General features: G+C 64.6%; 12 protein-coding genes. 5 read left to right on the plus strand and 7 right to left on the minus strand.

Going from position 1 to position 12,124, the window contains the following annotated elements:
- Positions 1 to 28 precede the first annotated feature (28 nt).
- Both SOM39_RS10160 and SOM39_RS10165 read left to right on the plus strand, forming a co-directional pair.
- Positions 29 to 1,084: a hypothetical protein gene (locus SOM39_RS10160; protein ID WP_320458251.1), complete on the plus strand. Its 1,056-nt coding sequence runs from the start codon at positions 29 to 31 to the stop codon at positions 1,082 to 1,084.
- Positions 1,085 to 1,287: 203 nt separating this feature from the next.
- The gene (locus SOM39_RS10165) at positions 1,288 to 1,779 is read left to right on the plus strand and encodes a hypothetical protein (RefSeq protein ID WP_320458252.1); all 492 of its coding nucleotides are present in this window, start codon (positions 1,288 to 1,290) and stop codon (positions 1,777 to 1,779) included.
- An 18-nt stretch (positions 1,780 to 1,797) separates the two neighbouring features.
- Here SOM39_RS10165 and SOM39_RS10170 read toward each other — a convergent pair whose 3' ends face one another.
- Entirely contained in the window at positions 1,798 to 2,718 is a 921-nt protein-coding gene (locus SOM39_RS10170; RefSeq protein ID WP_320458253.1) for a polysaccharide deacetylase family protein, read from the minus strand.
- 186 nt (positions 2,719 to 2,904) lie between these two features.
- Here SOM39_RS10170 and SOM39_RS10175 point away from each other — a divergent pair, with 186 nt between their 5' ends.
- The 3 genes from SOM39_RS10175 (at position 2,905) to SOM39_RS10185 (ending at position 4,132) form a co-directional block, all read left to right on the plus strand.
- Entirely contained in the window at positions 2,905 to 3,309 is a 405-nt protein-coding gene (locus SOM39_RS10175) for a hypothetical protein (RefSeq protein ID WP_320458254.1), read from the plus strand.
- A gap of 70 nt (positions 3,310 to 3,379) precedes the next feature.
- Positions 3,380 to 3,685: a hypothetical protein gene (locus SOM39_RS10180; protein WP_320458255.1), complete on the plus strand. Its 306-nt coding sequence runs from the start codon at positions 3,380 to 3,382 to the stop codon at positions 3,683 to 3,685.
- A 72-nt stretch (positions 3,686 to 3,757) separates the two neighbouring features.
- Positions 3,758 to 4,132, plus strand: coding sequence for a DUF6404 family protein (locus tag SOM39_RS10185; RefSeq protein WP_320458256.1), 375 nt, complete (start codon positions 3,758 to 3,760; stop codon positions 4,130 to 4,132).
- 40 nt (positions 4,133 to 4,172) lie between these two features.
- Here the strand turns inward: SOM39_RS10185 and SOM39_RS10190 are convergent, their stop codons facing one another.
- The 6 genes from SOM39_RS10190 to SOM39_RS10215 all read right to left on the minus strand — a co-directional run bounded on the left by SOM39_RS10190 (position 4,173) and on the right by SOM39_RS10215 (position 12,054).
- A complete protein-coding gene (locus tag SOM39_RS10190) occupies positions 4,173 to 7,601 on the minus strand; it encodes a response regulator (protein ID WP_320458257.1) in 3,429 nt (1,142 codons plus the stop codon).
- 75 nt (positions 7,602 to 7,676) lie between these two features.
- Positions 7,677 to 8,078: a GFA family protein gene (locus tag SOM39_RS10195; protein WP_320458258.1), complete on the minus strand. Its 402-nt coding sequence runs from the start codon at positions 8,076 to 8,078 to the stop codon at positions 7,677 to 7,679.
- 1,031 nt (positions 8,079 to 9,109) lie between these two features.
- Positions 9,110 to 9,490 carry a tautomerase family protein gene (locus SOM39_RS10200; RefSeq protein ID WP_320458259.1) on the minus strand — a complete coding sequence of 127 codons (381 nt, stop codon included), beginning with the start codon at positions 9,488 to 9,490 and terminating at the stop codon, positions 9,110 to 9,112.
- Between the two features lie 100 nt (positions 9,491 to 9,590).
- Positions 9,591 to 9,911 carry a SymE family type I addiction module toxin gene (locus SOM39_RS10205; protein ID WP_320458260.1) on the minus strand — a complete coding sequence of 107 codons (321 nt, stop codon included), beginning with the start codon at positions 9,909 to 9,911 and terminating at the stop codon, positions 9,591 to 9,593.
- A 317-nt stretch (positions 9,912 to 10,228) separates the two neighbouring features.
- Entirely contained in the window at positions 10,229 to 10,939 is a 711-nt protein-coding gene (locus tag SOM39_RS10210; RefSeq protein ID WP_320458261.1) for a 2OG-Fe(II) oxygenase, read from the minus strand.
- Positions 10,940 to 11,040: 101 nt separating this feature from the next.
- Positions 11,041 to 12,054 carry a class 1 fructose-bisphosphatase gene (locus SOM39_RS10215; RefSeq protein WP_095362405.1) on the minus strand — a complete coding sequence of 338 codons (1,014 nt, stop codon included), beginning with the start codon at positions 12,052 to 12,054 and terminating at the stop codon, positions 11,041 to 11,043.
- Positions 12,055 to 12,124: the final 70 nt, after the last annotated feature.

A 12,124-nucleotide genomic window follows, 5' to 3' on the forward strand; every position in this document is an offset into this window, starting at 1 on the left:
TGCAGCATCCAGACGGAGCGAAGTACCGATGAACACCCGAGTTGATTACCCTGATCGAGGCGCCCTCGGGCCCGACATCGCCGTTGTGACTGAAACATCCGTCATCGAACCCGCGCCCGAAAGCGCGGTGTCATGGGGCGCGATCCTGGCCGGTGCCGTCGCCGCCGCAGCACTGTCGCTGGTCCTGCTGATCCTCGGCGTCGGGCTGGGCCTGTCCTCGGTATCGCCGTGGGCATTTGATGGCGTCTCGAAGGAAACCTTCGGCTGGGGCAGCATCGTCTGGCTGACCTTTACCGCACTCGCAGCCTCCGGCTTGGGCGGCTATCTGGCCGGCCGTCTGCGCACCAAGTGGACTCGCCTGCACGGCGATGAAACCTACTTCCGCGACACCGCCCACGGCTTCGTCTCCTGGGCCGTCGCCACCCTCCTCACCGCCGGCCTGCTGACCTCGGCCATTGGCGGCGTGCTCGGCACCGGCGTCAAAGCCGTCGGCGCAACTGCAGGTGCTGCAGCATCCACCGCCGGTGTTGCCGCCGCGGGCGCCGGCACCGCCGTCGCGGGCTCAGACCAGGGCGACCTGAACTACTGGGTGGACTCGCTGTTCCGCACTGGCAGCATGCCCGCACCCATGCCCGGCCAAACGCCGGCTGATCCGGCCGCACCGGTCGATCCGTCGGCGATGGTTCCCGCGGTGGGTCCTGCAAACGCTGCACCGCCGCGCCCGCTGCCGCCGCAGGGCCCGCGACCGGGCGGCGACCGCCGTGAAGTACGTGCCGAGGTGAACCGCATCATCGTCACCAGCCTGCAGTCCGAAGGCCTCAACCCGGCAGACAAGCAGTACCTGGCCCAGGTGATTGCCCGCGAGACCGGCATGAGCCAGGCCGAGGCCGAGGCCCGGGTTACCGAAACCCAGACCCGCATGCGTGCTGCACTGGAAGAAGCCAAGAACACCGCCAAGCAGGTGGCCGACGATGCGCGCAAGGCTACCGCCTACGCGGCACTGTGGCTTTTCATCACCCTGTTGATCGGCGCCTTCTTCGCCAGCCTCAGTGCCACCTGGGGCGGCCGTCGCCGCGACCTGTAACTTCCCAATCGAACAAGGAGACTTCCCATGAAGACCCTGCTGCTCTGGGCGCTTGGCGTTCCGATTCCGCTGCTGATCCTCTACGCGATTTTCTTCTAAGCATCGCAACCTTTAGACCATCAGGCCGCCCATGGGGCGGCCTGATGCGTTGCACAGTAAACTTGCCCCGGAAGTAGAACCCTATAGCGCAAATGGAATGCCTCATGACCAATACCCAAGGGAAGCCGCATCAGCGCGGCGCAACCATCAAGATCCTTACTACCCTGCTTGTTGGCGCCTTGTTCGCTCCGGCAGCGCAGGCGTTCGACGCGGCGCAATGGCAGGCCGTAGCACCCGCGATCCAGGCGGCTGTTGAATGCCGCGCAAAGCCCGATACCACCGCTACGGCCTGGAAGGCGCTGCCCCGCGACGAATCCGGTGCCATTGAGGCAATCAAGCCACCCGTGCCATTCACGGTGTTCGGTCTACCGGTGCAGGAAGTAGCCATCTTCATCGACGCGGACGGCGAACTGGGCGAGAGTTACACCGCAACCCTGGGTGCCAACGCAGCGGCGGTGCGCAAAGCTGCAAAACTCAGCACGGCGGGTGGGCGCACGACTACGATGGGGGAACTCATGCTGGGCGAGGGCGTAGCGCCGCAGCTGACCTGCACGGTTGCGGGCACGTACGATGAAAGCGATTATCAGGAAAACTGATCGATTTGCCGGGCTCAACTACTCGCCATCCCGCCCGGCAAGCTTCATGACCCAGCCAGGCACCGTGGGCTCGCCCGCGTAGAAGGACTTCGGCACCTTCTCGGCCATCGCCCAGCGCTGGATCCAGCTCATGCCGCTGCCGCCGTTGTAGCCGTCGGCGTGCTGGTACGCAGGATCCTGCAGCGCGGCTTCGAGCGAAATGAAAAGGTAGCCGCGCCGACGGGTGGCGGCTACCAGCTCGCCTACGGAATCGACATTGAGCGCATTGGCATGCATCAGCCAGACCTGTGCCGGCAGCCGGCCGAGTAGTTCCTGCGAGCGCTGTTCGTAGTAGTCGAGCTTGTTGAGCATGTACGGCACGTAGCCACGGCGCAGCTGCTGCATCAGCGCATCCCGCTTGGCCGGATCGCTTTCGGTGTCGCGCACGTGGTCGTACGCAAAGGCCCAGATCCATTCACTGTTGTCGATCGTGACCGGGGCGATCTTATAGCCGTGCCGCTTCAGGAACGCGCCAAGCTCCGCGCGCACCTCCGGCGATTGCCCGGCATGCAGGTAGGGATGCCGGAACCAGCGCGGCGTCTGCCCGGTTTCGGCCAGCAGCGGGCGCAGGGTGGCTTCACCGCGCAGGATGTCCTGCTCGTAAGCTTCCAGCGGCATCGCATGCAGGTCGACATGCCCGAAGGTGTGGTTGCCCAGCTCGAACCCGGCATCACGCCAGTCGCGCAGCATCTGCACGCGCGTGGGTTGCACCTGGCCGCCGACCTCAAGCTTGGCCTCGTTGACGAAGCCCACCACCGGGACGCTGGCGTGCTTCAGCGCGGCAAGCAACCTGGCGTGTTGGGCGGCGAGCTCCGGCTCGGTACGTTCGCCCAGCCGCTGCCAGGGAAGATCGTCGATGGTCAGCGCGATGCGCCGATCCGGCTCGGCCGCATGGGCCATACCCGAAATGCACGCGAGTGCCAGAACGACACACCAAGCCCATCCACTTCGCACCCGCAGCTCCCTTCTTGATAGCTGGGCCAGCATAGCGCCGTCTCCGGTCACCCTCAAACGCTGGGCCCAGGCATGCCACTATCTGTCGTGCCCTCGCGGCGGGTATGGTTGCGAGAAATTCCGGAGGTACCCATGAAGACTCCCCGCAAACCAGCCTCCCAGACACACCATTTGGAATCGGGAACGCCCTCGGCGTTGTTCGTCGCATTGCGCGATCTGCTGCTGGCCCACAAGGAGGCGCTGGCGGTCGTGCACGATACCGACACCCACTTCTACGCCAACTGCAAAGACGATGACAGCAAGGGCAAGGCGCAGTTCTTCGGGGCGGTGAAAGTCTCTGCCAGAAAGCACGCCTTCCACTTCATGCCGGTCTACGACTTTCCCGAGCTGCTGCAGAGCCTCAGTCCTGGCCTGAAGAAGCGCATGCAGGGGAAATCATGCTTCAACTTCGACGTCATCGATCCCACCCTGCTGCAGGAGCTCCAGCAGCTGATCGAACAGGGCGTCTCCCGTTACAAGGCAGCTGGCAAACTCTGAAGCAACGGTCAGACCAGCAGGACTTCGCAGGCCACCCTCCCCGTCGCAGTTTCTGAGAGCCGGAACGGTAATGCTCTCGCCCATGCTCCCGCCCGACTTCCGATGGATCAAACCCGCCGCCACCGCCTACGACGAAACGGTGATCGCCCATGGCGACACGTGGGTGGTCCACATCTATCAACCCGAGCGAGGTAGGGAATGGGTGGCCATGCTTGATGCGCATCGCGAGCCGGAAGTCCGGCGGCATCGGCGCTGCACCGCCTTTGCCAATGGCAAAACCGGCGCCGAGCTATGGGTGCAGCGGGAGCAGGCGCGGCTTAGGTTGGAGATACAGGATAGGGTGGGAACTCAGAGGTTTCTGATACAACGAACCTGAGGAAGCAGGTAGCCTTCTGCATTCTTGCCCAGGTCGCGACGCGCCGGGTCTTACACGTTGAAGGAACCAACGATGACGAACGAAGAAACTTCCGTTGAGGACTTCAACAGCAAGATCGCCCGCATGCGGAAGGACCTGGCTGCTCGAGGCGGTAGCCTGAGCCTGAGCTTGGCCGCTCCACCGCTTTGGAGAATCGCCTGGCGGTTGGGCTTGAAGTGGACACCGCCGTTGTTCCGGAGCTTCTGGGTCAATGCCCTGGCGTTCGGGAGCGTATGGGCCGTGGTGTGGCTGATCGCCTGGATGTACCTTCCGTTCCTTCCAATGCCCGATGGCGTAGCGGCCGTTGGAGCGGCACTATTCGGCGGATCGACCTTCGCGGTGGTGATGGCCGGCGTCGCGGATGTTCACCGCAAACGACTGCAACTTCCACCCTGGCGCAGATACTGATCCGAAATGGGCTGCACTTGGCGGTGAGTACTTCTGCCGCTCACGCCATCAGCCACACCCGGATCAGCGATACCAGCTTATCCACGTCCAGCGGCTTTGCCACGTAGTCGTTCGCACCGGCCTGGATGCATTGCTGCTGGTCATCGGGCATCGCCTTGGCGGTGAGGGCGATGATCGGCAGCTTGCCGAAGCGCCCGTCCTGGCGGATCTCACGGGTGGCGGTAAGGCCATCCTTGACCGGCATCATGATGTCCATCAGTACCAGTTCGATGGGCGACGCGCCGCCCACGGCCGCCGTCAGCACGTCAATGGCTTCCTGGCCGTTGCGCGCGATGGTGACCTTGCACCCGTGGGGCTCCAGCACGTTCATCAGCGCATAGATGTTGCGCACATCATCCTCGACCACCAGCACGCGGCGGCCTTCCAGCGCGGTGTCGCGGTGCTGCGCAGAACGGATCATGCCCTGCTGTGATTCGGGCAGGTCGCTCACTACCTTGTGCAGGAACAGCGTGACCTCATCGAGCAGGCGTTCGGGTGAGCGCGCGCCCTTGATGATGATCGAACTCGAGTACCGCCCCAGCCGCACTTCTTCGGACGGCGACAGCACCCGGCCGGTGTAGACGATGATCGGCGGCAGCGCATGCGGGCTCTGCTCGCTGAGCAGCTCGAGCAGCTCGAAGCCGGAGGCATCGGGCAGGCTCAGGTCCAGCACCATGCAGTCGAACGTGTGCTGGGCCAGCGCCTGCAGGCACTCCGAGGCCGAGCGCGCGCCGATGGTTTCCACATCGGCCAGCGCCAGCAGCTGGCGCACCGCGTCCAGCTGCACATCGTCATCTTCCACCACCAGCACCAGGCGCGGCCGCTGCGACAGCCTGCGCTCCAGCGAGAGCAGCACGTTGCCCAGCTCCTCGCGGGTGGCCGGCTTGCCGAGATAGCCCACCGCACCCAGCGCCAGCGCCTTGCGCGAATGGTCCGTCGCCGACACCACATGGATGGGAATGTGCCGCGTGCGGATGTCGTGCTTGAGCACGTCCAGCACCGACAGGCCGGATTGGTCGGGCAGGCCGATGTCCAGCACGATGGCGTGCGGAAGCTCCGTGCGCGCTGCGGCCAGGGCCTCTGCCGCCGTCTGCGCCACCTGTGCACGGAAGCCCATCTCCACCGCCAGGTCGCTGACGATCTGGCCGAAGGCCGGGTCATCCTCGATGATCAGGATCAGGCCGCGGCCGTTGCTGCTGGCCTTGCTGCCTGGAGCGGCCAAGGGGCGCGCCTCCAGCGCCATGGCCACACCACCCGCTGCGAACGGCGCGCGTGCAGGCACCGGCGCCGGCAGTGCTTCAGGCGCTGCCGGGCGCTCGGTGGTTGCCAGCCGTGTGGCCACCACCAGCCGGAAGCAGCTGCCCTTGCCGGGCTCGCTGTCCACCGTGATGTCGCCGCCCAGCAGGCGTGCAAGTTCCTGGGAAATGGACAGCCCCAGGCCCGTGCCGCCATAGCGCCGGCTGATCGAACCATCGGCCTGCTGGAAGGCATCGAAAATGCGCGCCTGCTGCTCCGGCGCAATGCCGATGCCGCTGTCGGTCACCGCGAACGCCACCTTGCCGTTCCCGGCCGACGAAACCGACACCGTCACCCCGCCGGTTTCGGTGAACTTCAGTGCGTTCGACAGCAGGTTCTTCAGGATCTGCTCGATGCGCTGGCGATCGGATTCGATCACCACCGGGCAATCGGCCGTCATCGACACGTCCAGCGTCAGGCCCTTCTCGCTGGCCACCGGACCCAGCAGCGCCGAGATGTCGGTCAGCAGCTTTTCCACGCCGAAGCGCTCGGCGTGCACTTCAATGTGCCCGGCCTCGATCTTGGACAGGTCCAGGATCTCGTTGATGAGGTTGAGCAGGTCGGTGCCGGACGAATGGATGGTGCGCGCGAACTTCACCTGCTCCGCGCTCAGGTTGCCGTCGCGGTTGTCGCCCAGCAGCTTGGAAAGAATGAGCGCGGAGTTCAGCGGCGTACGCAGCTCGTGCGACATGTTGGCCAGGAACTCGGACTTGTACTGGCTCGCGCGCTGCACCTTGTCCGCCTCGGCCACGATGGCCGCGTTGGCCCGCGCCAGCTTGTCGCGCTCGTTCTCCAACTGCTGCGACTGGTCGAACAGCTGGTTGTTGGTCTGCTCCAGCTCGGCCTGCTGCTCTTCCAGCTCGTGCTGGGAGCCGCGCAGCGCCCGGCTTTGCTCCTCCAGTTCCTCGTTGGAAACCCGCAGTTCCTCACTCTGCACCTGCAGCGCTTCGGTCTGCCGCTGGGTCTGTGCCAACAGCTCGGAAAGCTTGGCGCGGTACGCCGCTGACCGCAGCGCTACCGCCATGTCGCCGGATGCCAACTGGAGAAGCTCCACCACTTCGCTTGGCACCGCGCTGAAGAAGCCCAGCTCGATCACCCCGCTCACTTCGCCCTCGTGGATGCTGGGGGCGATGACCAGGTGGCGCGGCTGTGCCTGCCCCAACCCGGAGCCGACCGTGAAGTAGCCCTGCGGCACGTCCGACACTACCAGCACGCGCTTCTCGTCCACCGCGCGGCCGAGCAGGCTGCCGCTGTCGCGCAACTGGTCGGTCCCGTCCGGGGCGGACGCGGTGCCCACCGCACCGATCTGCCGGAAGCCGTTGTCCTCCGGCACGAACAACATGCCGGCTTGTGCGCCGGTGAAGCCGGCCAGGAAGCCCAAGCTGGCCCGCGCGAGCGAACCGCTGTCCAGGTCGCCACCGGTGGCGGTGGTGAGCTCCAGCCGACCCCGCTGCAGCCACGCATCGCGCTCGCGGGCGCGGGTATGGCGGCGCAGCAGGATGGCGATGAAGATCGTCAGCACGATGCCCAGCACCGCGCTGGCCGCGCCGGAGCTCAGCGCCGTGTTGTAGGCCGATTCCATCTCTTCAAGACGCTTGGCGCGCTTGTCCAGTTCGATGGCCCCCATTGAGGCCAGGCGCGCACGGATGTCGTCCATGGCTGCCTTGCCGCGGTTGGAACCGACCACCTCCAAGGTGGGCTCCAAGCCTTGGGTGCGCCGCACCTCGATGGTTTCATGCAGTTCGTCCAGCTTGTCCTGGACCCGCCGTGCCAGCAGCTTGAGCCGGTCGACCTGGGCCGGGTCATCGGCCAAGGACTTTTCCACTGTCTCCAGCCGGGTGCTGGCTACCCCCAGGGCGGTGCGATAGGGCTCCAGGTAGCTGTCATCGCCAGTGAGCAGATAGCCGCGCTGGCCGGTCTCGGCGTCCTGCACCGCAGAGAGCACATCGCCCAGCGCGGTCATCGTCTCCTGGGAGCGGATCACCAGCGCGTTGCCCTCGCGGATGGTGTGGATGTTCTTGCCGGCCAGGAACCCACTGCCGAGGAAGAACAGCATGACCGCCAGCAGGGGCCAAAGCGTGCGGAAGCCGGTTCCGGCCTGGGTGGCAACGCGGGGTTTGGGCGTGGTGGGCATGGGTTGGCAGGTGGGTGGGTGCAACCCATCAGATTATCACGCGCGCAGGCTGTGGAACTCTTGCCGGATCGCTTGTCAGCCTGTGCTGTCTGCTGGATGGTGAACTCCATCCTCCACGGGAACGTTGGGTATGGCGAAGGGGTTGATGCCTTCCAGGCACCCGACGTTGAACCCGTACTGATGAGGGTTCGAGCGGCGCTGGTGGTGGGTATAGATCCCGCAGATGCCGCAGAAGTAGTGCTTGGCCGTGTGGGTGTTGAACTCGTAGCGCTTGAGGTGCTCTGCCCCCTTCACGACACGAAGCCCGGAGAGAGGGACCGAAGCCACCACCGCGCCTTTGCGCCGGCAGATCGAGCAGTCACACCGGCGTGGGCTCTCGATACCGTTGGGAAGATCAAGCTCCAGCTCCACGGCGCCGCAGTGGCACGTGGCGCGGTGCTTGGGTTGGATGGGGACGCCGCCAACTTCCTTCAGCATGTTCAGTTCACCTTGGCTCTAACCAAATCCAATCTGGTGCGCGGACCGAATCCACGTCGTATCCACTGGGCCATTGAAGCCCACCACGGCATCCACTCCGCAACGCGGGCAGAGCGCGGTCTGATCCTGATCATCGCCATCGCACCATTCGTCGACGGCGCTGGGCGGAAATTCCGAGAAGCAGTAGTAGCAGGCCGCCACATCGCTTGCGAGCAACTTCTCGCGGTGCAAGGTTGAATCGCAGGTTCTTCCCACTGCCCTACTCCTAAGGTTCAGACCGGATTGCCTACCCGGCGAAGGTTAGCACCGCCAAAGGGCCACGCCATCGGCAGCACCCGATGATCAGACGATGTGGTTTTCAACCGAACCAAGTGCCGCAGCGACTCGGTAAGAGGTCATAGCGTCGGTTGGAGCCTGTACCGGCTCCACGGAAAATCGCGCGCATGCGGGGCGAAGTACCGCGTTGGCAACTGCAGCCCAATGCGCAAGAGCCCATCGCGTAGTGCATCAGGTGCGGCCGGCGAGCTGCTTTCGGAAACATCTGTGCAAAGGACAGACTCCGCAGGCGAGTAAACCAGGGTGCATTCGAACTCCAGCTCTCCGGCCCACATCTCACACCTGTAGTGCAGGATGGGCTGTCCAACCTGCAGCGCCAGATGCGCGGTAGAGAGGCGACGCTGCTCTGGTATCTGTTTGTCGGCAGGCAAGTGCTCTGCCAGCACAGCCGTCGCAGTCACGCTTAGCAGATGCCTGGCCTGTTCTCCCTCCTCTCGCCACTCGCCAGCTCCTGCAGACGCTCCATCAGGCAGGCGAATGGCGAGGAACCCGCCTTCCGGAAGGCCATGGGCTGCCTCCGGGCGATGCCACGGATAGCCGTCGAGGTCAGTGATGTGAAACGCATAGGGCGCAAGACTCGACCTACCGACAATCTCCACTGCACGCCTGCTGCCGGCAAGAAGGATCTCGTCTGCGGACCAGGTCACGCGGTGCACCAATCAATGCAATGAGGCGCCGCAAGCCCGCCTGGTCGCTCACATCGCATACTGCGCCAAGCCATTGCCGAACGACCAGTTCTCGCGCTTCACCTCCACCAGGTTGATGAAGACATCCTCAAGGCGAATGCCCACCGCGTCGTGCAGGCCATGGGCGACGGCGCTGTAAAAGGCTTTCTTCTGCTCCAGCGTGCGGCCCTCGTTCCAGGTGACCTGGATGCAGATGAAGTCATCGGTGCGCGCAATGCCCAGGTAGCCGGGGTCGTAGATGAGTCCATCCGGTTCGTGCTCCTGGATGATCTGGAAGCGGTCATCCTTGGGCACCCCGATGCTGAGCATCGCGTCATAAACCACCTGGCCAATCTGCTGGCGGTAGGCGGCGGGCTTGCCTTTGCGGAGGTCAATGCGGGCCAGGGGCATGGCGGACTCCTCACGGATCTGTGTGCCTGGCAATGGAAGCACATGGGCGGGTGCGGTGCCACTACATGGCGCTGCGTGGGGGCCCGCCCAGCCTCGGTCCTCAGCGGTCCTTTACTTGCGCCCGCCACGTGATGGGCTTGTCTGCCGCAGTGCCCTGGCCTTCGAACTGGCTGTCGTTCCACAGCGGCCTGACGGTGATCTGGCCGTGGACCACTTCAATTCTGATATGGACACCCACTTCAAAGCCGAACCTGCGCAGCCAGGTGCCGCGCAGCATGACAAAAGGGACGGGGCCAACGTGGTCGCGGTCGCGCTCGCAGATCTGCGGAACCGCACGTACGTTGTTGATCTGGCTGTACTGCATCCACCGCTCGCGCGGGACGCGTTGGTCTTCAGTCGGCTGGGCCGGGTCGCTCTTCATGGTTTGCCTCCAAACGGGGAATGGCCCTCGCCGGTGAGGGCGAGGGCGTCGGGAGGTCAAAAACCGTACAAGACAACGGCGGGCGTATTCCCCCATTGAGGGTGTTGTATTAGCCACCCTCCCGACATGGGGCATCCGGATATTGCGTCTTGTGGAGTTTTTGAGCTCCGGCACCCACCTTGCAGACCTCGCCCGCGCAACACAAAACGATTGTTTCTGTTGAATTTTCGATTTCAGTAGGCACAGCCTACTGATTGACGCGTGCAGCCCGTTGCAGCATTCCGATTGGTGTTTCTGTGTGAACCAGCCCACGCATCTCACCCACCCCCGTAAAGCTTCTCCGCGCTCTGGAACAGGATCCAGCTTGTCGCAATGAACTTGTCCCCGCCCTGCGGGCGGTTGCCCCGGTGGGTGTGGGTGAATGCGGTAGGCGCAATCAGCAGGCTGCCGGTGCGCGGGGCGATCTTCCGGTCCTGGAACAGGAACTCGGTTTCGCCGGCGTCGAACTCGTCGTTGAGGTACAGCGTCCACAGCAGGTGCCGGTGCAGGGTCTCCGCACCGGGGTCGCGCGGGTAAAGCTCGCAGTGCCAATAGGGGTAACCGCCCTCGCCCGCCGCGTACCACTGCAGGTTGATGGCGCCCGGGCGCAGGCAGGTACGGGCCAGTTCGGACAGCGCGTTGTCGTCCATGCCGGGGAAATCTTCAGCCTTCAGGCGGCGCGCGGTGCCATCGTTGTCTTGAACCTGCAACATCAGCGGGGAGATCAGCGCCTGTGGATAACGGCGTAGATAAGTCAAAACCCCGCTGAATACTGCTTGTTGCAGCTGGATTTCCGCCTGGCGCCACTCGGGACGCCCACTTATGCGCAGATCCTTGCTGTGCTTGAGTTCCGGGAACACGCCGCTGCCTACTTCGCCGGGCTTCAACTGTGCGCTGGCGCGCATCTGGGCCTGTATGGCGGCGCAGGTCTCAACGGGGATGGCGTTGTGGATTACTTCGATGAAGTCGAGCGGGGTATCGGCCGGCATGGGGTCATCCGTGGGCGTTTCAGCCCGATGGTGACCTGTGTTGGTGCAGGTGTCACCCCGTTGCCATGATTGGGAACGGGGTCACAAAGGGTCGCGCTACGTCAGGCCCGGGCGTCGTGCTCGCGGTGGTAGCGGGTGGCTTCGGCCACTTCGTTGCGTGAGCCGAGGAACACCGGCACGCGCTGGTGCAGGTGGTCGGGCTGGATGTCCAGGATGCGCTCGCGGCCGGTGGTGGCGGCGCCGCCGGCCTGTTCCACCAGCAGGCCCATGGGGTTGGCTTCGTACATCAGGCGCAGCTTGCCGGCCTTGCTGGGGTCCTTCTTGTCCCACGGGTAGATGAAGATGCCGCCGCGGGTAAGGATGCGGTGCACGTCGGCCACCATGCTGGCGATCCAGCGCATGTTGAAGTTCTTGCCGCGCGCGCCTTCCTTGCCGGCCAGCAGGTCCTGCACGTAGCCCTGCATCGGGGCTTCCCAATGGCGCTGGTTGGACATGTTGATGGCGAATTCCTGGGTGTCCTCTGGAATGCGCATGTCACGCTGGGTGAGCACGAATTCGCCGGTTTCACGGTCCAGGGTGAACGAATGGGTGCCGTGGCCGGTGGTGAGCACCATCTGCGTGCTGGGGCCGTAGATGCAGTAGCCCGCCGCGATCTGGGCAGTGCCCGGCTGCAGGAAGCTCTCGTCGGTGGGCTGTTCGGTGCCCGCCGGGCTGCGCAGCACCGAGAAAATGGTACCGACCGAGACGTTCACGTCGATGTTGGAGCTGCCATCGAGGGGATCGAACAGCAGCAGGAAGTCGCCGCGCGGGTAGGTGTCCGGCACGGGCTGGCAGTGGTCCATTTCCTCGGAGGCACAGGCCGCCAGGTGGCCGCCCCAGGCGTTGGCCTCGAGCAGGATCTCGTTGCTGATCACGTCGAGCTTCTTCTGCGCCTCGCCCTGGACGTTGCCGGTACCGGCGTCGCCGAGCACGCCGCCCAGCGCGCCCTTGCTGACCGCGATGGAGATGTTGGTGCAGGCGCGGCCAACCACTGCGATGAGCTGGCGCAGGTCGGCATTGATGCGGCCTGCGTGCTGCTCTTCAATCAGGTACCGGGTAAGCGACGTACGGGACATGGAATGGCTGCCAAAGACATTTCGGGGGCCGTATTGTGGCCCGTTCGGCAGGGCATTACGAGGCAACCGG

The sequence above is a fragment of the Stenotrophomonas sp. CFBP8994 genome, assembly GCF_034044835.1.
Lineage (GTDB): Bacteria > Pseudomonadota > Gammaproteobacteria > Xanthomonadales > Xanthomonadaceae > Stenotrophomonas > Stenotrophomonas rhizophila_A.